This window comes from Citrobacter sp. RHBSTW-00881 (assembly GCF_013728515.1).
GTDB lineage: Bacteria > Pseudomonadota > Gammaproteobacteria > Enterobacterales > Enterobacteriaceae > Citrobacter > Citrobacter braakii.
On the sequence record NZ_CP056269.1, the window covers coordinates 560,183 to 583,293 of the forward strand.

At 54.2% G+C, this 23,111-nt stretch carries 22 protein-coding genes and 1 pseudogene; 15 read left to right on the forward strand and 8 right to left on the reverse strand.

What is annotated here, in order from left to right:
• The first annotated feature begins 26 nt into the window (after positions 1–26).
• From rimP to mtr, 11 genes are all read left to right on the forward strand, one after another.
• Positions 27–479: a ribosome maturation factor RimP gene (rimP, locus tag HV311_RS02780; protein ID WP_003024996.1), complete on the forward strand. Its 453-nt coding sequence runs from the start codon at positions 27–29 to the stop codon at positions 477–479.
• Between the two features lie 28 nt (positions 480–507).
• Positions 508–1,995: a transcription termination factor NusA gene (gene nusA / locus HV311_RS02785; protein ID WP_003024992.1), complete on the forward strand. Its 1,488-nt coding sequence runs from the start codon at positions 508–510 to the stop codon at positions 1,993–1,995.
• A 24-nt stretch (positions 1,996–2,019) separates the two neighbouring features.
• Positions 2,020–4,710: a translation initiation factor IF-2 gene (gene infB / locus HV311_RS02790; protein WP_016154667.1), complete on the forward strand. Its 2,691-nt coding sequence runs from the start codon at positions 2,020–2,022 to the stop codon at positions 4,708–4,710.
• A 220-nt stretch (positions 4,711–4,930) separates the two neighbouring features.
• Complete coding sequence (rbfA, locus tag HV311_RS02795) at positions 4,931–5,335, forward strand: 30S ribosome-binding factor RbfA (RefSeq protein ID WP_003024988.1); 405 nt, start codon at positions 4,931–4,933, stop codon at positions 5,333–5,335.
• The gene (truB, locus tag HV311_RS02800; protein WP_047413954.1) at positions 5,335–6,279 is read left to right on the forward strand and encodes a tRNA pseudouridine(55) synthase TruB; all 945 of its coding nucleotides are present in this window, start codon (positions 5,335–5,337) and stop codon (positions 6,277–6,279) included. The genes rbfA and truB overlap by 1 nt, the downstream gene beginning before the upstream one ends.
• 272 nt (positions 6,280–6,551) lie before the next feature.
• On the forward strand, positions 6,552–6,821 hold the full coding sequence (gene rpsO / locus HV311_RS02805; protein ID WP_000059465.1) for a 30S ribosomal protein S15: 270 nt from the start codon (positions 6,552–6,554) through the stop codon (positions 6,819–6,821).
• A gap of 246 nt (positions 6,822–7,067) precedes the next feature.
• Positions 7,068–9,200: a polyribonucleotide nucleotidyltransferase gene (gene pnp / locus HV311_RS02810; RefSeq protein WP_008785911.1), complete on the forward strand. Its 2,133-nt coding sequence runs from the start codon at positions 7,068–7,070 to the stop codon at positions 9,198–9,200.
• A 109-nt stretch (positions 9,201–9,309) separates the two neighbouring features.
• Positions 9,310–10,194: a lipoprotein NlpI gene (gene nlpI, locus HV311_RS02815; RefSeq protein ID WP_003024982.1), complete on the forward strand. Its 885-nt coding sequence runs from the start codon at positions 9,310–9,312 to the stop codon at positions 10,192–10,194.
• A gap of 106 nt (positions 10,195–10,300) precedes the next feature.
• On the forward strand, positions 10,301–10,381 hold the full coding sequence (gene yrbN, locus HV311_RS02820; protein WP_010723222.1) for a protein YrbN: 81 nt from the start codon (positions 10,301–10,303) through the stop codon (positions 10,379–10,381).
• Positions 10,374–12,305, forward strand: a complete 1,932-nt coding sequence (locus HV311_RS02825; RefSeq protein ID WP_191220686.1) for a DEAD/DEAH family ATP-dependent RNA helicase — start codon at positions 10,374–10,376, stop codon at positions 12,303–12,305. The genes yrbN and HV311_RS02825 overlap by 8 nt, the downstream gene beginning before the upstream one ends.
• 153 nt (positions 12,306–12,458) lie before the next feature.
• Positions 12,459–13,703, forward strand: coding sequence for a tryptophan permease (gene mtr, locus HV311_RS02830; RefSeq protein ID WP_016154664.1), 1,245 nt, complete (start codon positions 12,459–12,461; stop codon positions 13,701–13,703).
• An 89-nt stretch (positions 13,704–13,792) separates the two neighbouring features.
• Here the strand turns inward: mtr and HV311_RS02835 are convergent, their stop codons facing one another.
• The 3 genes from HV311_RS02835 to ubiU form a co-directional block, all read right to left on the reverse strand.
• Positions 13,793–14,800: a luciferase-like monooxygenase gene (locus HV311_RS02835; protein ID WP_191220687.1), complete on the reverse strand. Its 1,008-nt coding sequence runs from the start codon at positions 14,798–14,800 to the stop codon at positions 13,793–13,795.
• 80 nt (positions 14,801–14,880) lie between these two features.
• Entirely contained in the window at positions 14,881–15,759 is an 879-nt protein-coding gene (locus tag HV311_RS02840; RefSeq protein WP_019077776.1) for a U32 family peptidase, read from the reverse strand.
• An 8-nt stretch (positions 15,760–15,767) separates the two neighbouring features.
• A complete protein-coding gene (ubiU, locus tag HV311_RS02845) occupies positions 15,768–16,763 on the reverse strand; it encodes a ubiquinone anaerobic biosynthesis protein UbiU (RefSeq protein WP_016154661.1) in 996 nt (331 codons plus the stop codon).
• A gap of 219 nt (positions 16,764–16,982) precedes the next feature.
• Between ubiU and ubiT the strand changes: the two genes are divergently transcribed.
• A complete protein-coding gene (gene ubiT / locus HV311_RS02850) occupies positions 16,983–17,507 on the forward strand; it encodes a ubiquinone anaerobic biosynthesis accessory factor UbiT (RefSeq protein ID WP_016154660.1) in 525 nt (174 codons plus the stop codon).
• Positions 17,501–18,004, forward strand: coding sequence for a GNAT family N-acetyltransferase (locus HV311_RS02855; protein ID WP_016157563.1), 504 nt, complete (start codon positions 17,501–17,503; stop codon positions 18,002–18,004). The genes ubiT and HV311_RS02855 overlap by 7 nt, the downstream gene beginning before the upstream one ends.
• On the opposite strand, the pseudogene HV311_RS02860 reads toward HV311_RS02855, so the two are convergent.
• Positions 17,991–18,300 (reverse strand): annotated as a pseudogene (locus HV311_RS02860) (GIY-YIG nuclease family protein). The gene HV311_RS02855 and the pseudogene HV311_RS02860 sit on opposite strands and share 14 nt — an antisense overlap.
• A gap of 43 nt (positions 18,301–18,343) precedes the next feature.
• Between HV311_RS02860 and HV311_RS02865 the strand changes: the two are divergent.
• Positions 18,344–18,772, forward strand: coding sequence for a YhbP family protein (locus HV311_RS02865; protein ID WP_016157562.1), 429 nt, complete (start codon positions 18,344–18,346; stop codon positions 18,770–18,772).
• A gap of 37 nt (positions 18,773–18,809) precedes the next feature.
• A complete protein-coding gene (locus tag HV311_RS02870; protein WP_016154656.1) occupies positions 18,810–19,445 on the forward strand; it encodes an NAD(P)H-binding protein in 636 nt (211 codons plus the stop codon).
• 49 nt (positions 19,446–19,494) lie between these two features.
• Here the strand turns inward: HV311_RS02870 and dolP are convergent, their stop codons facing one another.
• From dolP to HV311_RS02890, 4 genes are read right to left on the reverse strand one after another with little or no spacing between them, the layout of a single operon-like run.
• A complete protein-coding gene (dolP, locus tag HV311_RS02875; RefSeq protein WP_003024954.1) occupies positions 19,495–20,070 on the reverse strand; it encodes a division/outer membrane stress-associated lipid-binding lipoprotein in 576 nt (191 codons plus the stop codon).
• A 9-nt stretch (positions 20,071–20,079) separates the two neighbouring features.
• The gene (diaA, locus tag HV311_RS02880; protein WP_003024948.1) at positions 20,080–20,670 is read right to left on the reverse strand and encodes a DnaA initiator-associating protein DiaA; all 591 of its coding nucleotides are present in this window, start codon (positions 20,668–20,670) and stop codon (positions 20,080–20,082) included.
• A 34-nt stretch (positions 20,671–20,704) separates the two neighbouring features.
• Complete coding sequence (locus HV311_RS02885) at positions 20,705–21,100, reverse strand: YraN family protein (RefSeq protein WP_019077774.1); 396 nt, start codon at positions 21,098–21,100, stop codon at positions 20,705–20,707.
• On the reverse strand, positions 21,058–23,109 hold the full coding sequence (locus HV311_RS02890; protein ID WP_191220688.1) for a penicillin-binding protein activator: 2,052 nt from the start codon (positions 23,107–23,109) through the stop codon (positions 21,058–21,060). Before HV311_RS02890 ends, HV311_RS02885 begins: the two co-directional genes overlap by 43 nt.
• Positions 23,110–23,111 lie beyond the last annotated feature (2 nt).

Sequence of the window (23,111 nt, forward strand, 5' to 3'; positions counted from 1 at the left end):
CCTTTTTTTATGTCTTGGGGGTGGGCTTGTCCACATTAGAGCAAAAATTAACAGAGATGATTACAGCGCCAGTTGAAGCCCTGGGCTACGAGTTGGTCGGCATCGAATTTATTCGTGGTCGCACATCCACACTGCGCATCTATATTGATAGTGAAGATGGCATCAATGTTGATGATTGTGCTGATGTGAGCCATCAGGTAAGCGCCGTGATGGATGTCGAAGACCCAATCACCGTTGCCTACAACCTGGAAGTCTCCTCTCCGGGTCTCGACCGTCCTCTGTTCACAGCTGAACACTACGTGCGTTTCCTGGGTGAAGAAGTGACGCTGGTTCTTCGTATGGCGGTACAAAACCGTCGTAAATGGCAGGGCGTTATCAAAGCGGTGGATGGTGAGATGATCACGGTCACAGTCGAAGGTAAAGATGAAGTGTTCGCGCTGAGTAATATCCAGAAGGCGAACCTGGTTCCCCACTTTTAACAGTCTGGATTGAGGTGAAAAGCCCGCGATGAACAAAGAAATTTTGGCTGTTGTTGAAGCCGTATCCAACGAAAAAGCGCTGCCACGCGAGAAAATTTTTGAAGCGCTGGAAAGTGCGCTGGCTACAGCAACAAAGAAAAAATATGAGCAAGAGATCGACGTTCGCGTAGAAATCGATCGTAAAAGCGGTGATTTCGATACCTTCCGTCGTTGGGTAATCGTAGAAGAAGTTACTCAGCCGACCAAAGAAATTACGCTGGAAGCGGCACGCTTCGAAGACGAAAGCCTGAACGTGGGCGAATATGTTGAAGATCAGATTGAATCTGTCACCTTTGACCGTATCACCACCCAGACCGCGAAACAGGTTATCGTACAGAAAGTACGTGAAGCCGAACGCGCAATGGTTGTCGATCAGTTCCGCGAACACGAAGGCGAAATCGTCACCGGTGTGGTGAAGAAAGTTAACCGCGACAACATTTCTCTGGATCTGGGCAGCAATGCTGAAGCCGTGATCCTGCGTGAAGACATGCTGCCGCGTGAAAACTTCCGCCCAGGCGACCGTATCCGTGGCGTTCTTTACTCTGTACGCCCGGAAGCGCGCGGTGCCCAGCTGTTCGTAACCCGTTCCAAACCGGAAATGCTGATAGAGCTGTTCCGCATTGAAGTGCCGGAAATTGGCGAAGAAGTGATCGAAATTAAAGCGGCTGCTCGCGATCCGGGCTCACGTGCGAAAATCGCCGTTAAGACCAACGACAAGCGTATTGATCCGGTCGGCGCCTGTGTGGGTATGCGCGGTGCGCGCGTTCAGGCGGTTTCTACCGAACTGGGCGGCGAGCGTATCGATATCGTCCTGTGGGATGATAACCCGGCGCAGTTCGTGATTAACGCAATGGCGCCAGCAGACGTCGCTTCTATCGTGGTGGATGAAGACAAACACACCATGGATATCGCGGTTGAAGCCGGTAACCTGGCTCAGGCGATTGGACGTAATGGTCAGAACGTCCGCCTGGCTTCACAACTGAGCGGTTGGGAACTCAACGTGATGACCGTTGATGACCTGCAGGCGAAGCATCAGGCTGAAGCACATGCAGCCATTGATACCTTCACCAAATATCTCGATATCGATGAAGATTTCGCGACGGTTCTGGTAGAAGAAGGTTTTGCGACGCTGGAAGAACTGGCCTACGTGCCAATGAAAGAGCTGCTGGAAATTGACGGCCTGGATGAACAGACCGTTGAAGCGCTGCGCGAGCGTGCTAAAAACGCACTGACCACTCTGGCACTGGCCCAGGAAGAAAGTCTCGGTGATAACAAACCGGCTGACGATCTGCTGAATCTGGAAGGATTGGATCGTGAGATGGCCTTCAAACTGGCTGCCCGTGGTGTTTGTACGCTGGAAGATCTCGCTGAACAGGGCATTGATGATCTGGCTGATATCGAAGGGTTGACCGACGAAAAAGCCGGTGAGCTGATTATGGCTGCCCGTAATATTTGCTGGTTCGGCGACGAAGCGTAATAAACTGTAGCAGGAAGGAACAGTATGACAGATGTAACCGTAAAAACGCTGGCTGCAGAGATACAGACCTCCGTGGATCGCCTGGTACAGCAATTTGCTGATGCAGGTATCCCGAAGTCTGCTGACGACTCTGTGTCCGCACAAGAGAAACAAACCTTACTGGCGCATCTGAACCGTGAAAACGGCTCAGCGCCCGATAAGTTGACATTGCAGCGTAAAACGCGCAGTACTCTCAATATTCCAGGTACCGGTGGAAAAAGCAAATCGGTACAAATCGAAGTCCGCAAGACACGCACCTTTGTGAAACGCGATCCGCAAGAGGCTGAACGCCTTGCCGCGGAAGAGCAGGCGCAGCGTGAAGCGGAAGAGCAAGCCCGTCGTGAGGCAGAAGAAGCTGCCAAACGCGAGGCGCAACAAAAAGCCGAACGTGAGGCCGCAGAACAAGCTAAGCGTGAAGCCGCTGATAAAGCGAAACGTGAAGCTGCGGAAAAAGACAAAGTGAGCAATCAACAGACCGACGATATGACTAAAACCGCCCAGGCCGAAAAAGCCCGCCGTGAAAATGAAGCCGCAGAACTGAAGCGTAAAGCGGAAGAAGAAGCACGTCGCAAGCTTGAAGAAGAAGCGCGCCGCGTAGCGGAAGAAGCTCGCCGTATGGCGGAAGAAAACGAGAAGAATGGTGTGAATAACGCTGAACCTGTTGAAGATACCAGCGATTATCACGTCACCACCTCTCAGCATGCTCGCCAGGCAGAAGACGAGAACGATCGTGAAGTAGAAGGCGGCCGTGGTCGTACTCGCAGCACGAAAGCAGCGCGTCCGGCGAAGAAAGGTAACAAACACGCTGAATCTAAAGCTGACCGTGAAGAAGCGCGTGCAGCGGTTCGCGGCGGTAAAGGCGGTAAGCAGCGTAAAGGTTCCGCTCTGCAGCAGGGCTTCCAGAAGCCGGCTCAGGCCGTTAACCGTGACGTTGTGATCGGCGAAACCATCACCGTTGGCGATCTGGCGAACAAGATGGCAGTCAAAGGTTCTCAGGTCATCAAAGCGATGATGAAGCTGGGCGCAATGGCGACCATTAACCAGGTCATCGACCAGGAAACCGCACAGCTGGTTGCCGAAGAGATGGGCCACAAAGTTATCCTGCGTCGTGAAAACGAGCTGGAAGAAGCAGTAATGAGCGACCGTGACACCGGCGCTGCGGCAGAACCGCGCGCACCGGTAGTGACCATCATGGGTCACGTTGACCACGGTAAAACATCTCTGCTGGACTACATTCGCTCCACGAAAGTTGCCTCTGGCGAAGCGGGCGGCATTACTCAGCACATCGGTGCGTACCATGTTGAAACTGACAACGGTATGATCACCTTCCTGGATACCCCGGGTCACGCCGCGTTTACCTCCATGCGTGCTCGTGGTGCTCAGGCAACGGATATCGTTGTTCTGGTTGTTGCAGCAGATGACGGCGTGATGCCGCAGACTATCGAAGCTATCCAGCACGCGAAAGCGGCAGGTGTGCCGGTAGTGGTTGCAGTCAACAAAATCGATAAACCAGAAGCGGATCCAGATCGCGTTAAAAACGAACTGTCCCAGTACGGCATCATGCCGGAAGATTGGGGCGGCGAGAGCCAGTTCGTCCACGTTTCTGCGAAAGCGGGTACCGGTATCGACGAACTGCTGGATGCTATCCTGCTGCAGGCCGAAGTACTGGAACTGAAAGCTGTGCGTAAAGGTATGGCGAGCGGTGCGGTTATCGAATCCTTCCTGGATAAAGGTCGTGGTCCGGTTGCTACCGTGCTGGTACGTGAAGGTACGCTGAACAAAGGCGACATCGTACTGTGTGGTTTCGAATACGGCCGTGTTCGTGCGATGCGTAACGAACTGGGTCAGGAAGTACTGGAAGCGGGTCCATCCATTCCGGTGGAAATCCTGGGTCTGTCCGGTGTTCCGGCTGCGGGTGACGAAGTTACCGTTGTTCGTGACGAGAAGAAAGCCCGTGAAGTTGCACTGTACCGTCAGGGCAAATTCCGTGAAGTTAAACTGGCTCGTCAGCAGAAATCTAAACTGGAGAACATGTTCGCCAACATGACCGAAGGCGAAGTTCACGAAGTGAACATCGTTCTGAAGGCCGATGTTCAGGGTTCTGTAGAAGCGATTTCCGACTCTTTACTGAAACTGTCTACCGACGAAGTAAAAGTGAAGATTATCGGTTCTGGCGTAGGTGGTATCACCGAAACCGACGCGACCCTGGCTGCGGCATCCAACGCGATTCTGGTTGGCTTCAACGTCCGTGCTGATGCCTCTGCACGTAAAGTTATCGAATCAGAAAGCCTGGATCTGCGTTACTACTCCGTCATCTATCATCTGATCGACGAAGTGAAAGCAGCGATGAGCGGCATGCTGTCTCCGGAACTGAAACAGCAGATCATTGGTCTGGCTGAAGTTCGTGATGTGTTCAAATCACCGAAATTCGGCGCTATCGCAGGCTGTATGGTTACCGAAGGCACGATTAAACGTCACAACCCAATCCGCGTACTGCGCGACAACGTGGTTATCTATGAAGGCGAGCTGGAATCCCTGCGCCGCTTCAAAGATGACGTCAACGAAGTCCGTAATGGCATGGAATGTGGTATCGGCGTTAAGAACTACAACGACGTTCGCGTTGGCGATATGATCGAAGTGTTCGAGATTATCGAGATCAAACGTACCATCGCATAATCTTCGTCGTCTTTTGGGCCGCAACTGCGTTAGCTGCGCTCGATCACCCCGGTCACATAGTTATCTATGCTCCCGGGGATTTACGAGTTTGCCGCCTTGCTGCAACCCAAAATCCTTAGAAGATGATTAAGTGTAGGCTGGGGAAGCGAAGCGCCACCCGGCAAGAAATTTAAAAAGGGGCTTATGGCCCCTTTTTTGTCTTTATTCTGGAGAATTTATTATGGCGAAAGAATTTGGTCGCCCACAGCGTGTCGCGCAGGAGATGCAGAAAGAAATCGCACTCATCCTGCAACGCGAAATCAAAGACCCGCGTGTTGGTATGATGACCACCGTATCGGGTGTTGAGATGTCCCGAGACCTGGCATACGCTAAAGTGTTCGTGACTTTCCTCAACGATCAGGACGAAGCTGCCGTGAAAAACGGCATTAAGGCACTGCAGGAAGCCTCTGGTTTTATCCGCTCTTTGCTGGGTAAAGCAATGCGTCTGCGTATCGTGCCTGAGCTGACCTTCTTCTACGACAATTCGTTAGTTGAAGGAATGCGCATGTCCAACCTGGTGACCAGCGTGGTGAAACATGACGATGAGCGTCGTGTGAACCCAGCGGACGACAGCAAGGAGGACTGATGAGTCGTCCTCGTCGTCGTGGTCGCGACATTCACGGTGTTCTGCTGCTGGATAAGCCGCAGGGCATGTCCAGCAATGACGTACTGCAAAAAGTAAAGCGCATCTACAATGCCAACCGCGCGGGACATACCGGCGCGCTGGATCCGCTGGCGACAGGCATGCTGCCTATCTGCCTCGGTGAAGCGACTAAGTTTTCCCAGTATTTGCTGGATTCTGACAAACGCTATCGTGTGGTTGCCCGTCTGGGCCAGCGTACCGACACCTCCGATGCCGATGGGCAAATCGTGCAGGAGCGTCCGGTAACCTTCAGCGCAGAGCAGCTTGCCAGCGCGCTGGAGACTTTCCGCGGCGATATCGAGCAGATTCCGTCAATGTATTCGGCGCTGAAGTACCAGGGTAAAAAGCTGTACGAATATGCGCGTCAGGGCATTGAAGTGCCGCGTGAAGCGCGCCCGATTACCGTCTATGAGCTGCTGTTTATTCGCCACGAAGGTAACGAGCTGGAGCTGGAAGTTCACTGCTCCAAAGGCACTTATATTCGCACCATCGTTGACGATCTCGGTGAGAAGCTGGGCTGCGGCGCGCACGTAACGTATCTGCGTCGTCTGACGGTCAGTAAGTATCCGGTGGATCGTATGGTTACGCTGGAACATCTGCATGAGCTGGTTGAACAGGCCGAACAGCAGAACATTCCGGCGGCGCAGTTGCTGGATCCTTTGCTGATGCCAATGGACAGTCCTGCATCGGACTACCCTGTTGTTAATTTGCCTTTAACATCGTCGGTTTACTTTAAAAATGGTAACCCGGTACGGACGTCAGGTGTGCCGCTGGAAGGGTTGGTGCGCGTGACGGAAGGCGATGACGGCAAGTTTATCGGCATGGGGGAGATTGACGATGAAGGTCGTGTCGCCCCTCGTCGCCTGGTGGTTGAGTATCCTGCATAGCGCTCTCTGTCTTGCGATAAAAGGGCGCTGCGAGTAGAATACTGCCGCTTAACGTCGCGTAAATTGTTTAACAATCTGCGTGGCGTGTACACAAAATCATTCGAGCTGCATCAAGGCAGCAGGTCTGAGGATCCTCAGGAGCTTACTCAGGTAAGTGACCGAGGTGAGCGGACACAGCCAGCGCAGGGTCAGTTTGAAGAAGGCGTGTATACACTGGGATAGCTGAATTAGAGATCGGCATCCTTTCATTCTTAACACTTTGGAGTTTTAAAATGTCTCTAAGTACTGAAGCTACCGCTAAAATCGTTTCTGAGTTTGGTCGTGATGCAAACGACACCGGTTCTACCGATGTTCAGGTTGCTCTGTTGACTGCACAGATTAACCACCTGCAGGGCCACTTTGCAGAGCACAAAAAAGATCACCACAGCCGTCGTGGTCTGCTGCGCATGGTTTCTCAGCGTCGTAAACTGCTCGACTACCTGAAACGTAAAGATGTTGCACGTTACACCGCGCTGATCGAGCGTCTGGGTCTGCGTCGCTAATTCTTTCGAGTTTCAGAAAGAGGGGGCCTTCATGGCCCCTTTTTTCCAGCAGATGGCAGCAATTCGCTGGAAACTAATGTATTGTTGCTATGAATGATCTTCCGTTGCAGAGGTTCGCGCGGCTAATGAGAGGCTTTACTCATGCTTATGGGTTAGGGTTGTCATTAGTCGCGAGGATGCGCAGAAGATCGGGTATTAACGATGGCGCAAAAATGTGCCGTCAAAAAATAGAGAAAGGATATTAATTTGCTTAATCCGATCGTTCGTAAATTCCAGTACGGTCAGCATACCGTTACGCTGGAAACCGGCATGATGGCGCGTCAGGCGACTGCCGCTGTTATGGTTAGCATGGATGACACTGCGGTATTCGTTACCGTTGTTGGCCAGAAAAAAGCGAAACCAGGCCAGGACTTTTTCCCACTGACCGTTAACTATCAGGAGCGTACCTACGCTGCTGGCCGTATCCCGGGTAGCTTCTTCCGTCGTGAAGGCCGTCCGAGTGAAGGCGAAACTCTGATCGCGCGTCTGATTGACCGCCCGGTTCGCCCGCTGTTCCCGGAAGGCTTCGTTAACGAAGTTCAGGTTATCGCGACCGTTGTTTCCGTTAACCCGCAGGTTAACCCGGATATCGTGGCAATGATTGGTGCATCTGCTGCGCTGACTCTGTCTGGTATCCCGTTCAACGGCCCGATCGGTGCTGCACGTGTTGGTTACATCAATGACCAGTACGTACTGAACCCGACTCAGGACGAACTGAAAGAAAGCAAGCTGGACCTGGTTGTTGCTGGTACTGAAGCTGCCGTACTGATGGTTGAATCCGAAGCTGAACTGCTGAGCGAAGACCAGATGCTGGGCGCTGTAGTATTCGGCCACGAACAGCAGCAGGTTGTTATTCAGGCTATCAACGAGCTGGCGAAAGAAGCTGGCAAACCGCGTTGGGACTGGCAGCCAGAAGCCGTCAACGAAGCGCTGAACGCACGCGTTGCCGCACTGGCAGAAGCTCGTCTGAGCGATGCTTACCGTATCACTGACAAACAAGAGCGTTACGCTCAGGTTGACGTGATCAAATCTGAAACCATCGCGACTCTGGTGGCTGAAGACGAAACCCTGGACGCTAACGAACTGGGTGAAATCCTGCACGCTATCGAGAAAAATGTTGTTCGCAGCCGCGTACTGGCAGGCGAGCCGCGCATCGATGGTCGTGAAAAAGACATGATCCGTGGTCTGGACGTGCGTACTGGCGTTCTGCCGCGTACCCACGGTTCCGCACTGTTCACCCGTGGTGAAACTCAGGCGCTGGTTACTGCGACCCTGGGCACCACTCGTGATGCGCAGAACCTTGACGAGCTGATGGGCGAGCGTACTGACAACTTCCTGTTCCACTACAACTTCCCTCCGTACTGCGTAGGTGAAACCGGTATGGTCGGTTCTCCGAAGCGTCGTGAGATTGGTCACGGTCGTCTGGCGAAGCGTGGCGTACTGGCAGTGATGCCGGAACTGGATAAATTCCCGTACACCGTACGTGTGGTTTCTGAAATCACCGAATCTAACGGTTCTTCTTCCATGGCTTCCGTATGTGGTGCTTCTCTGGCGCTGATGGACGCAGGCGTGCCGATCAAAGCTGCCGTTGCGGGTATCGCGATGGGTCTGGTGAAAGAAGGCGACAACTTTGTTGTTCTGTCTGACATCCTGGGCGACGAAGACCACCTGGGCGATATGGACTTCAAAGTGGCGGGTTCCCGCGACGGTATCTCTGCACTGCAGATGGATATCAAAATTGAAGGTATCACCAAAGAGATCATGCAGGTTGCTCTGAACCAGGCTAAAGGTGCGCGTCTGCACATCCTGGGTGTGATGGAACAAGCGATCAACGCACCGCGTGGTGACATTTCTCAGTTCGCCCCGCGTATCCACACCATCAAGATCAGCCCGGACAAGATCAAAGACGTTATCGGTAAAGGCGGTTCTGTTATCCGTGCTCTGACCGAAGAAACCGGCACCACCATTGAAATTGAAGATGATGGTACTGTGAAGATTGCTGCGACCGACGGCGAGAAAGCGAAATATGCTATCCGTCGTATCGAAGAGATCACCGCAGAGATCGAAGTAGGCCGTATCTACAATGGTAAAGTGACCCGTATCGTTGACTTTGGCGCATTTGTTGCCATTGGTGGCGGTAAAGAAGGTCTGGTACACATCTCTCAGATCGCTGACAAACGCGTTGAGAAAGTGACCGATTACCTGCAGATGGGCCAGGAAGTACCGGTCAAAGTTCTGGAAGTAGATCGCCAGGGCCGTGTACGTCTGAGCATTAAAGAAGCAACTGAGCAGTCTCAGCCTGCAGGCGAACCGGAAGCTCCGGCAAGCCAGGGCGAGTAAGGTTGCCATTGCCCTCCGTGAAAGCGGAGGGCTTTTAACCCGGCAGGACGCCTTGTTAGCAACCGGGGAACCTGGACGTTCATTCAATCGTTGTCTTCGGGAGTGGGAAATGAAGCCTTTTTTGCGCTGGTGTTTCGTTGCGACAGCACTCACGCTGGCTGGATGCAGTAATTCCGCCTGGCGTAAGAGTGAAGTCCTCGCAGTACCATTGCAACCGACTTTGCAGCAGGAAGTGATTCTGGCACGTATGGAACAAATTCTTGCCAGTCGGGCTTTAACCGATGACGAACGCGCACAGCTTTTATATGAGCGCGGAGTGTTGTATGATAGTCTCGGTCTGAGGGCACTGGCGCGAAATGATTTTTCACAAGCGCTGGCAATCCGACCAGATATGCCTGAAGTATTCAATTACTTAGGTATATATTTAACGCAGGCAGGCAATTTTGATGCTGCCTATGAAGCGTTTGATTCTGTACTTGAGCTTGATCCAACTTACAACTACGCGCACTTAAATCGCGGTATCGCATTGTATTACGGCGGTCGCGACAAGTTAGCGCAAGATGATCTGCTAGCGTTTTATCAAGACGATCCCAATGATCCTTTCCGTAGTCTGTGGCTTTATCTCGCCGAGCAGAAGCTCGATGAGAAGCAGGCTAAAGAAGCGTTAAAGCAACGCTTTGAGAAATCGGATAAAGAGCAATGGGGATGGAACATTGTCGAGTTCTACCTGGGCAACATTAGCGAAGCAACGCTGATGGAACGCCTAAAGGCGGACGCAACGGATAACACCTCGCTCGCTGAGCATCTCAGTGAAACCAACTTCTATTTAGGTAAGTACTACCTAAGTCTGGGGGATTTGGACAACGCTACGGCATTGTTCAAACTGGCGGTGGCTAACAACGTTCATAACTTTGTTGAGCACCGATACGCATTGTTGGAATTATCGCTCCTGGGCCAGGACCAAGATGACCTGGCAGAATCGGACCAGCAATAGCTGACGTACACATCAGCCCGTAATCTTTTTTGATTGCCATCACCTTCACGGGTGAGGGCGTTGTTGTTCGTTAATACACCTACTTTGAGCCGGTTCACACTTTTCAATGAAAATTGCAGATCAATTTCATGATGAGTTATGTAGACTGGCCGCCATTAATTTTGAGGCACACGTACTACATGGCTGAATTCGAAACCACTTTTGCAGATCTGGGCCTGAAGGCTCCTATCCTTGAAGCCCTTACCGATCTGGGTTACGAAAAACCATCTCCAATCCAGGCAGAGTGCATTCCGCATCTGCTGGGCGGCCGCGATGTTCTGGGTATGGCCCAGACGGGTAGCGGCAAAACTGCAGCGTTCTCTTTACCGCTGCTCAACAATCTTGATCCTGAGCTGAAGGCACCTCAGATTCTGGTGCTGGCACCGACCCGCGAACTGGCGGTTCAGGTTGCAGAAGCCATGACGGATTTTTCTAAACACATGCGCGGCGTGAACGTGGTTGCCCTGTACGGCGGCCAGCGTTATGACGTGCAATTACGTGCCCTGCGTCAGGGACCACAGATCGTTGTCGGTACGCCGGGCCGTCTGCTGGATCACCTGAAGCGCGGTACTCTGGACCTCTCCAAACTGAGCGGTCTGGTACTGGACGAAGCGGATGAAATGCTGCGTATGGGCTTCATCGAAGACGTTGAAACCATCATGGCGCAGATCCCGGAAGGTCATCAGACCGCTCTGTTCTCCGCGACTATGCCGGAAGCGATTCGTCGTATTACCCGCCGCTTTATGAAAGAGCCGCAGGAAGTACGCATTCAGTCCAGCGTAACTACCCGTCCTGACATCAGCCAGAGCTACTGGACCGTCTGGGGCATGCGTAAAAATGAAGCGCTGGTGCGTTTCCTGGAAGCAGAAGACTTTGATGCGGCGATTATCTTCGTTCGTACCAAAAATGCGACCCTGGAAGTGGCAGAAGCGCTGGAGCGTAGCGGTTATAGCAGCGCTGCACTGAACGGCGACATGAACCAGTCCCTGCGTGAGCAGACTCTGGAGCGTCTGAAAGATGGCCGTCTGGATATTCTGATTGCTACCGACGTTGCGGCCCGTGGCCTGGACGTTGAGCGTATCAGCCTGGTTGTTAACTACGACATCCCGATGGATTCCGAATCTTACGTTCACCGTATCGGCCGTACCGGTCGTGCGGGCCGTGCGGGTCGCGCGCTGCTGTTCGTTGAGAACCGTGAGCGTCGTCTGCTGCGTAACATCGAACGCACCATGAAGCTGACTATTCCGGAAGTAGAACTGCCGAACGCAGACCTGCTGGGCAAACGCCGTCTGGAAAAATTCGCCGCTAAAGTACAGCAGCAGCAGGAAAGCAGCGATCTGGATCAGTACCGTGCTCTGCTGGCGAAAATGCAGCCGGAAGAAGAACTGGATATCGAAACGCTGGCAGCCGCTCTGCTGAAAATGGCTCAGGGCGAACGTCCGCTGATCCTACCGCCAGATGCGCCGATGCGTCCGAAACGCGAATTCCGCGACCGTGACGATCGTGGTCCGCGTGACCGCAACGATCGTGGCCCGCGTGGTGACCGTAATGAGCGTGGTGGTGAAGACCGTCCGCGTCGTGAACGTCGTGACGTTGGCGATATGCAGCTGTACCGCATTGAAGTGGGCCGTGATGACGGTGTTGAAGTCCGTCATATCGTTGGTGCGATTGCTAACGAAGGCGATATCAGCAGCCGTTACATCGGTAACATCAAGCTGTTTGCTTCCCACTCTACCATCGAGCTGCCGAAAGGTATGCCGGGCGACGTGCTGCAGCACTTTACCCGTACTCGCATCCTGAACAAGCCGATGAACATGCAGCTGGTTGGCGATGCAGTTCCGCACACCGGTGGTGAGCGTCGTGGCGGTGGCCGTTTCAGCGGTGAGCGTCGTGAAGGCGGTCGTGGCGAAGGTCGTGGTTTCAGCGGCGAGCGTCGTGAAGGCGGTCGTAGCGAAGGTCGTCGTTTCAGCGGCGAACGTCGTGAAGGCAACCGCGGTCCGCGTCGTGACGATTCTTCTGCTCCGCGTCGTGATGATTCCGCTGGTCGTCGTCGTTTCGGTGGTGATGCGTAATCCATGCGAAATTACGGTTTAATACCGTAAAGTAAAATATACAGCCCCGATCTCAACAATCGGGGCTTTTTTTATTTCATTTGTACTCGTGTACTGGTACAGTGCAGCACATTGAAATGTAGTCACAATATAAATGACTGGAGAGATGGCTAAATGGCAACACTAACCACCACCCAAACGTCACCTTCGCTGCTTGGCGGCGTGGTGATCATCGGCGGCACCATTATTGGCGCAGGGATGTTTTCTCTGCCAGTGGTCATGTCCGGGGCGTGGTTCTTCTGGTCAATGGCGGCGCTGATCTTCACCTGGTTTTGCATGCTGCACTCCGGACTGATGATCCTTGAAGCTAACCTCAATTACCGCATTGGTTCCAGCTTTGACACCATCACGAAAGATCTGCTGGGCAAAGGCTGGAACGTTGTGAACGGCATCTCGATTGCTTTCGTTCTCTATATCCTTACCTATGCGTATATCTCGGCGAGCGGTTCGATCCTGCATCACACCTTCTCGGAGATGTCGCTGAACGTTCCGGCGCGTGCGGCGGGTCTTGGTTTTGCGCTGCTGGTGGCGTTCGTGGTGTGGTTAAGCACCAAAGCGGTTAGCCGCATGACGGCGATTGTGCTGGGCGCGAAGGTGATTACTTTTTTCCTGACCTTCGGCAGTCTGCTGGGGCATGTTACGCCCACGACGCTGTTTAACGTGGCGCAGAGCAACGCTTCGTATACGCCGTACCTGCTGATGACGTTACCGTTCTGCCTGGCCTCATTCGGCTATCACGGCAACGTCCCGAGCCTGATGAAGTATTACGGCAAAGATCCGAAGACCATCGTTAAGTGCCTGGTGTACGGCACGCTGCTGGCGCTGGTGCTGTATACCGTATGGTTGCTGGGGACGATGGGTAACATCCCGCGTCCGGAATTTATCGGTATTGCGCAGCAGGGTGGTAACATTGATGTGCTGGTACAGGCGCTGAGCGGCGTGCTGAACAGCCGCAGTCTGGATCTGCTGCTGGTGGTGTTCTCCAACTTTGCGGTGGCGAGTTCATTCCTCGGGGTCACGCTCGGTCTGTTTGACTATTTGGCGGATCTGTTTGGCTTTGATGACTCGGCAATGGGACGTTTTAAAACGGCATTGCTGACGTTTGTCCCGCCGATTGTCGGTGGCCTGTTGTGGCCGAACGGTTTCCTGTACGCCATTGGCTATGCAGGGCTTGCCGCGACCATCTGGGCCGCCATTGTTCCGGCGCTGCTGGCCCGTAAATCCCGCGAGCGTTTCGGCAGCCCGAAATTCCGTGTCTGGGGCGGCAAGCCGATGATTGCGCTGATCCTGGTATTCGGCATCGGCAACGCGGTTATCCATATTCTGTCGAGCGTGAATTTGTTGCCTGTGTACCAGTAACCTTTTAGTGCCGGATGGCGGTTGCGCCTTATCCGGCCTATACGATCTCGTAAGCCCGGTAAGCGAAGCGCCACCGGGCAAAACAACGATTACCCCACCAACTCTTCTTTCACCTGCATCGCCAGGTCAAACGAATGTAGACGTGCCTGATGATCAAAAATCTGGCCGTTAACCATAATTTCATCGGCCTGGGTTTCACGCAAAATGGCGTCGAGACCGTGTCGCACTTTCGCTTTATCACCAACCAGCGACATGCTCAGAGCCTGTTGTACGCCGTACTGCTCGGAAGCGGACCACAGCTGATGCATATTCTCTACCGGTGGCGGTAGCTGGCCGGTTTCGCCACGACGCAGTTTCACACACGCCTGCTGCATTGAGGTGAAAAGAAATTCGGCATCGCGGTTGCTGTCGGCGGCAATGATGTTGATGCACACCATTGCATACGGCTTTGCCAGACGCGCTGAGGGCTTGAACTGGGTGCGATACAGATGCAGCGCCTGATGCAACATATCCGGAGCAAAGTGCGAGGCGAAGGCAAATGGCAGGCCGAGCTGGGCTGCCAGCTGTGCGCTGTACAGGCTGGAGCCTAATAACCAGACCGGGATCTGCTCGCCGTAGCCGGGAACCGGACGTACATGAGGATTTGGATCGCGGGCGTCGAACCAGTCCACCAGTTCAGCTACGTCGCGCGGGAAGTTATCGATATCACCACTCATATGGCGGCGCAACGCGCGCATGGTCGGTTGGTCGCTACCCGGCGCGCGGCCAAGCCCGAGATCGATTCGTCCCGGATACAGCGTATTCAGGGTACCGAACTGCTCGGCGATCACCAGCGGCGAATGGTTGGGCAGCATAACGCCGCCAGAACCAAGATGCAGCGTGGTGGTATTGGCCGCCAGATAGCCAATCAGCACAGAGGTCGCAGCGCTGGCGATGCCGGTCATGTTGTGATGTTCTGCCAGCCAGTAGCGGTGGTAGCCGCGCTTTTCGGCCAGTCGAGCGAGATCAAGCGAGTGTGTGAAGGCCTCTTTTGCCGAAGATCCTTCAGGGATCGGCGCCAGATCCAGCACCGAGAACGGAATAGTTTTGTCAGTCATAACGGCTCACTTTGTTACCGGTTAATCTTTTAATACTGCATTAAAGATTAGCGAATGTTGTTAACAAAGTGAGCTATTAATCACGGCTGTAGTTCAAGACCTGCCAGCCGTTTCCAGTAGCCGTTGCAGTCGCTGTGGGCAGCAAGCGGTAATGGGGCAGTGCCATTTTCATTGGCGCGGAAGGCATCGAGCATGGCGAACGTGTCGCTGCCTGAAGGGGACAGACGCACAATATCAACCAGACCCTGCATCGATGTCAGCTCGTTGCCGAGGTTGTAAACATAGCCGCTCATGGTCTGGATGCCGTTGAGGACAAAGACCTGCTGATTCTCCTGCGACAGCACATCGCGCCCATTCGGGTATTTGATGCAGCAGGTTTCACACTCATCTTTTGGACGGTCTTCAGAGCGTGCGGTAAAGCAGCGGGCAGAGTACGCCAGCGGCAGATGCCCGTAGCTCAGCACCTCTACTTCAAACTGATTGCGAATACCCAGCTCTTCACACTGGTTAAGCAGATTGACCAGCCAGTCACGGGACAGTTCTACCGGCATACACCAGCGCACCATGCCCTGCCTGAGCAGCAAACGCAGGGTTACCGCGTTGTAGCAGTTGAGCGCATGCCCGGCGACAAACGGCAGCTTACGCTCGGCACACATGTTTACCACGCCGAGATCGCTGGCTTCCAGCAGGAAGTCGCCGTTTTCGACATAGCGCTTCAGTTCTCCCAGCTCAGAGGAGGCCTGCACCAGCGCCAGCGTTGACAGCACCACCTGTTTACCGCTGCCAGCGAGCGATTTCGCCATATCGATCCAGTCGCCTACTTTGGTAGCGCGGCGTTTACTGCACACCGCTTCGCCAAGATAGATAACGTCGGCCTGGCTGGTGGCGGCCTGCTGATAAAAATCTTCCAGCGTTTCTTTCGGCCAGTACCACAGCACCGGCCCTAAGGAATATTTCATTGCTTCTCTCACTGCCATTTACGGTGATACGCGCCAAGCGTGGTCTGCGTGCCTTCGGACATTGAACCGAGCGTTTCCATCCACGCGGCCTGTGGGGCGTAGTTTTGCGGGTCGGCCATACAGCGGTCGATCGCCTGGCGCCACACTTTCGCCACCTGGCTGACGTAGGCCGGGCTACGCTGACGCCCTTCGATTTTCACCGAGGCAATATTGGCCGCCAGCAGTTCTGGCAGCAGCTCCAGCGTATTCAGGCTGGTGGGTTCTTCCAGCGCATGATAGCGCTCGCCATCAACCAGATAGCGGCCTTTACACAGCGTCGGATAACCGGCGTTTTCTCCGTCCTGATAGCGGTCGATCAGCACTTCATTAAGACGGGATTCCAGCCCTTGTTGGGTCTGCTGCCAGCGAACAAAACGGGCAGGAGAGCAGGCGCCAACCGTATTAGGAGACTCGCCCGTCAGATAGGATGAAAGATAGCAGCGGCCTTCCGCCATAATGCACAGACTGCCAAAGGCGAACACTTCCAGGGGAACTGGCGTGACGCGAGCGAGCTGCTTCACCTGGTGAATAGACAGTACGCGCGGCAGTACCACGCGGGCGACATCAAAGTTGCGATGATAGAAATTAATCGCCTCTTCATTGGTTGCGGATGCCTGAACAGAGACATGACGCTCAATATGCGGGTAGCGCTCTGCGGCATACTCAAGCATGGCGAGGTCGGCGAGGATCAGCGCATCCGCACCCAGTTGCGCCGCCATATCTACGGCACGTTGCCAGCGCGCGTAACCATCCGGATGCGCAAAGGTGTTAATCGCGATGTGCAGCTTACGGCGGTGCTGATGGACAAAACTCACCGCTTCCTGCAATTTTTTCTCGGTAAAATTAAGGCCGGCGAAATGACGGGCGTTGGTATCATCTTTCAGCCCGATGTAGACCGCATCAGCGCCGTTCTCGATGGCCGCCTTAAGCGCCGGGAGGTTTCCGGCAGGGCAGAGCAGCTCCATAATTTATCCTGAACGTTGCGCCGTAAAGGGCGCAGAAATGTTAACGAAGAGGGATTTTAGTTAACCTTGCTGAGACAATTTTTGATTTGAGGCAGTTAAAGTCGTATTGGTGATACCAATAAGAGGTAACAATTTCGTAGCGAATTGTTGATTTATGCCGCTATGTCGTTTATTTGATATGGCAAAATAGCAGGATAATTGAAACAGGGAGTAAAGCTCGTGTTGGATAAACTGCGTTCACGCTTAGTACATTTTGGTCCTTCTCTGATGAGTGTACCGGTTAAACTGACGCCCTTTGCGCTGAAGCGCCAGGTTCTGGAGCAGGTCCTGAGCTGGCAGTTTAGTCAGGCGCTGGCCGATGGGGAGCTGGAGTTTCTCGACGGTCGCTGGCTGAGCATTCATGTGCGTGACATTGGCCTTAAATGGTATACCTCTGTTGAGAACGATAAACTTATCGTCAGCCAGAATGCAGAGGCGGATGTGAGTTTTAGCGCGGATGCCAGCGATCTCCTGATGATCGCGGCGCGTAAGCAGGATCCGGATACGCTGTTCTTCCAGCGTCGCCTGGTGATTGAAGGTGATACAGAATTAGGGCTGTATGTAAAAAATCTGATGGACGCCATCGAACTGGATCAGATGCCTAAAGCGTTGCGCGTCATGCTGATGCAGTTGGCGGATTTTGTTGAGGCGGGGATGAAAACGTCGCCAGAAACCAAACAGACTTCGGTAGGTGAGCCATGCTGATTCGAGTTGAAATTCCCATTGATGCCCCAGGTATTGATGCATTGCTGCGTCGTTCATTTGAGAGCGATGCGGAAGCGAAATTAGTGCACGACCTGCGTGAAGACGGTTTCATAACGCTGGGTCTGGTTGCTACCGATGACGAAGGTCAGGTAGTGGGTTACGTCGCGTTCAGCCCTGTCGATGTCCAGGGCGAAGACCTGCAATGGGTAGGCATGGCGCCGCTCGCGGTGGATGAAAACTACCGTGGGCAGGGCCTGGCGCGTCAGCTGGTCTATGAAGGACTCGATTCCCTGAACGAGTTTGGTTACGCCGCGGTGGTTACGCTGGGCGATCCGGCGCTGTACAGCCGCTTTGGTTTTGAGCTGGCTGCCCATCATGACCTGCGTTGCCGCTGGCCGGGTACCGAAAGCGCGTTCCAGGTTCATCGCCTGGCGGACGATGCGCTGGAGGGTGTGACGGGCCTTGTGGAATACCACGACTACTTCAATCGTTTTTAAGCGCCGGGGGTTTGCAGGCTGCTCAGTAGTGCCTCAAGCCCTTCGCCTTCAACAAGGCGCTCTTTCTGCCGCTTTGTAAGCTGTTTGACGCGATATTCTAAGCGCAGGGCCAGCGAACGGTCGCCGACCTGAGCCGCAAATGCCAACGTGAGTTCCCCCTTTCCGCGCAGCGCCTTCGCGCCTTTCCCACTTTGATGCTGCTTATAGCGGCGCTGCACATCGGTGGTTATTCCGGTGTATAAGGCGTTGTCCGCAGTACGGATCAGGTACAGATACCAGGGTGTCATTGTCACCATCGACGTGATAATTTTCAGGCCTACAGTATAAAAGAGAACAGAAATGGAAACACTGACTGCGGTGACCCGCTGGCTGGCAAAGCAGCACGTCGTGACCTGGTGTGTACATCATGACGGTGAATTATGGTGCGCCAATGCGTTTTACCTGTTTGATGCGCAGAAGATGGTGTTCTATGTGCTGACCGAAGAAAAAACGCGCCATGCGCAGATGTCCGGGCCGCGCGCGCCGATTGCCGGCACGGTAAATGGTCAGCCCAAAACGGTCGCCCTGATTCGCGGCGTACAGTTTAAAGGGGAAATCCGGCGTCTTGAAGGGCAGGAGAGTGAAGCCGCGCGTAACGCCTACAACCGCCGTTTCCCGGTCGCCAGAATGCTGCCAGCGCCCGTATGGGAGATTCGACTGGATGAAGTCAAATTCACGGACAACACGCTGGGCTTTGGCAAAAAAATGCACTGGCAACGTGATCTATAGTTAATAGAGTGATTAAAGAGTCAGGGGAAGATTAGCGATGAGTCAGGTATTAATAACAGGCGCAACGGGGCTGGTAGGCGGAAATTTGCTGCGTATGCTGCTCAATGAACCCCGGGTCAATGCCATCACGGCGCCGACGCGTCGACCGCTGGCTGATACGGCTGGCGTCTATAATCCCTATGATCCGCAGCTAACCGATGCGCTGGCGCAGGTCACCGATCCGGTAGATATTGTCTTTTGTTGTCTGGGAACCACCCGGCGTGAAGCGGGTAGCAAAGAAGCGTTTATCCATGCTGACTATACTCTGGTGGTGGACACGGCCCTGACGGGGCGTCGGTTGGGCGCTCAGCATATGCTGGTGGTCAGTTCGATGGGGGCCAATGCCAATTCACCGTTTTTTTATAACCGGGTGAAAGGGGAAATGGAGCAGGCGCTGATCGCGCAAAATTGGCCGCGGCTGACGATTGTTCGGCCTTCAATGTTACTCGGAGAGCGGGATAAACAGCGGGCGAATGAGAGGTTTTTAGCGCCGTTATTTCGGCTGCTGCCGGGGAACTGGAAGTCGATTGAGGCGCGTGATGTAGCCCGGGCTATGCTGGCGGAGGCACTGGCGCCTGGACATGAAGGCGTTTCGATCCTGACCTCTTCCGAACTGCGCGAAAGAGCCAAATAAAATGCCGGAGAGGACGCTCTGGCGTCCCCATCCGGCATTTGTAGCAGTCTTACTTAATAAACGTAAAAGCCGTCGTGACGCGTTTCACGCCGCTTACCCGGCTGGCGATGTCTGCCGCAGCCTTCGCTTCACGTTCAGTCACCAGACCCAACAGGAACACTTCCCCGTTTTCGGTGGTGACTTTCACGTTAGAGGATTTCACCTGATCGCTGGTCAGCAACTGGGAACGTACTTTAGTGGTTATCCAGGTATCGTTAGACGCATCGCCCAGCCCGATTGGCTGACCCTGACGGATCTCGTTAAAGACCTCAGTGGTACCTTCTACGCCCATCGCAATCTGTTTTGCTCGCGCAGACAGTTCGCTATTTGGCGACTGACCGACCAGCAGCACTTTACCCTGATACGCGCTCACGTTGATACGCGCCTCTTTCTTGATCTGGGCATCTTTCGACAACGCGGTATTGACGCGTAATTCCAGGGTTCCGTCATCTACCTGGGTGCCAACACTGCGAGGATCCGTCGCGGCTTTGGTGCCGACAGCAGCAGTTCCGACAACGGCGGCAGCGACACAGCCTTGCAGTAGCAGGGCAGCGATAATCACAGCAAGCGGCGAAAATGCCTTCATGTGTACTCCTTAATCATCCTGGTGAGGGAAAAGCGTGTTATCGATGAGATCGCAAAGGCAGTTGACCGTCAGCATATGCATTTCCTGAACGCGGGCGCTGTGGTGTGAAGGGATACGGATTTCAACATCCTGCGGCCCCAGTAACCCGGCCAGCTCCCCTCCGTCATACCCGGTCAGTGCGACAATTGTCATGTCGCGTGTCACGGCGGCTTCAACGGCTTTTACGATATCGCGGCTATTACCACGCGTAGAGATTGCCAGCAGAACATCCCCTGCATGTCCCAGCGCACGGACTTGTTTTGCATAAACTTCGTCGTGCAGGCGATCGTTGGCAATCGCAGTTAAGACCACATTATCAGTATTTAGTGCAATCGCAGGTAAACTTGGGCGCTCTGTTTCAAAACGATTGATCATGCTGGCAGCAAAATGCTGTGCGTTGGCAGCGGACGTCCCATTACCACAACAGAGAATTTTGTTGCCATTGAGCAGGGACTGAACCAGCGTCATGGCTGCACGGGAGATCGCATCCGGAAGTGCTTCAGCCGCAGCTATCTGAGTTTGAATGCTTTCTGTAAAGCAGACTTTAATTCTATCTAACACGCTAATCCTTAAGAACCAGGCTCTGAATCTTCAACTATGAGCGGTCGTTGAACGCGTCCTTAAACCACTCAACATCATTTCCGGTGAAGGCTAACACATCGAACCGGCAATCCACAGTATCAAAACTTCCATTGTGGCGCGCAAGCCACAAGCGGGCAGTCTGTAATAATTTGTGTTGTTTGCTCCGGGTCACACTCGCCGCTGCACCGCCAAACTGGGCTGAGCGCCGATAGCGAACCTCAACAAATACGGTGGTGTTGCCTTCACGCATTATCAGGTCGATTTCGCCGCCACGCTCATGCACGTTGGCGGCGATAAAATGCAGTCCCTTGCTCTGCAGCCAGTCACGCGCGGTGGATTCCCACGCGTCACCGGTCTGTTTACTCGTTAACTGGCGGGGACGACTTGTCCTTGCTGGTATTTGAGCCATGATAACTTCCTGTTAATCACACAATCCTGCGTTGCGGTTAAGGCTCCGGTGTTGCCGTTAATTTCGAAACCCTGCACCTGACGCATTTGCGAGAAGTGGTTGGCAAGCGACCAGGCATCGACGCCCATCGCGTACATACGCGCCAGCGAGTAGTCGTTACGAACCGCGCCCAGCGCCTGCTGCATGAGAGGGGCGTTAGCGCCTGCCAGCATCGGAATTTCGCTGTATTGCAAGCCTTCCATCTCCAGACGGAAATCCGGGCCGGCAGTTCCCTGCGCGCTACGGGAGCTGGCGTACAGCGTGGCACCGCTCTGGCTACCGTTGCGCATGGCGATCATCGGCTTTATAAATGCAATTTCTTCCGGCGTTGCCAGAATATATACGGCATCAACACGACCGCTGCCGCCGGTGATTTGCGCATCGGTAGGTGCTGCCGGAATGGTCAGACCGCCAATCGTCACGCCAGGCTGCGCGGGTACAGAAGAGGCGACCGGGCTGCCCGTCAGGGAGATCCCCGAGCCGCCGTTGACGCCCATTTTCAGCTCAGCGGTGGAGCCGAACTTCTGCTGCAGCACCACGCCGCCACCCAGTTTTTGCCACTCCTGTGCAAAGGCGTTGGCAACGCGATCGCCTAACGAACTCCGCGGGATCAACAACAGCGGCGTCTGTTTTCCTTGATCGCGAATGTGGCGTGCTGCGTCGCGCGCTTCATCTTCTGGCGACAGAGCGAAGTAGCAGACGTTCGGCAGGTTTTTCACCGACTCCGGCTGATTAAGCGCCAGGACGTTTAATGGCGTGTTGCTTTTCATCAGCTCTTCAACATTGTTCTTCAACAGTGGGCCAACCACGATGCTGGCGCCATCCTGCTGAACCTGAGTCAGGATCTGATTCAGTGGCTGTGATGACGTGTCGTAGATTTTCAGCTCCGCGGACGGATTCGCTGGTGCGCTGGCGGTTGTTGGCTGCGCAGGCGCTGTTGGCTGTGGGGCTGTAGCTTCTGGCTGTGCTGGCGTCTCGTTGGTCAGATCGCTTACTGACGCCTGAGCCGGGCTGGCAACACCGTCAGTCGTTTGCGGCTGTTCCGTGGTCGTCGCAGCCGCTGTATCCGCAGCAGGCGCGGCAACAGCAGGGTCCGCTACGGGTTGAGTACCCATATTTTTCGCAGCTTCAAAGCCTTGCTGAATAGTACGGCCAAATACAGCGGCCTGACCGTTCAGCGGCAGCAGCAGAGCAATTTTGCTGGTGGAAGCGGGTTTAAAGCTCTGCACGTTAACCAACTGCGTTGGCAACAGTTTTGCCCCCGGGTTTTGTGGATAACGTTTCTGCCAGTCAGCAATACCGGCTTTCATCATGTCTGGATCGTTACGGTTATCGAACCAGACGCGCTGGAGATCTAACCAGCCTTGCAGCACGTTTTCATCCGCATTGATGACCAACGCCTGCGCTTGCTCCTGGGTCATGGATGACAGCGCCAGCCAGGTAGCATCCATGTTTTTCTGCTTAGCGTTCGTGGCCAGCAGCGGTTCCTGGGCGATCAGGGCGCGCAGTAGCGTCAGCGATGGACGACCCTGGTTGACGTCGATTTGCGCCTGCCAGTATCTCACCTGCTGGTTTTGATCAAAATCGGCGGGGGTTAGCTTATCCAGCAGGGCCTGTGCGCCAGCGACATCTTTCTGCGTGAGCTTAATTTCGACGGCCAGCAGTGACTGCTCACGACGCTGGGTATCGCTTAGCTTCTGTGGTAGCTGGTTGAACAGCTCGATAGCCTGCTGGCTCTTGCCTTCTTTCAGCAGTGCACGAATGGCGAGTAATTGCCAATTGGTCTTGCTATCATCTGAGCTTTGCTGCATTTGTTGCAGATAAAAGCCGGAATCAGCCTGCGCAGTGCCCTGCATATGGGCTGCACTCTGGTCTGGCGCCTGGGTGCCACAGCCTGCAAAAATCAGTGCTGCCAGAATGACTGGTAGCGCGCGTGCGGCTTTCAAACGAGAAAATGTTGAGGGTACCATAC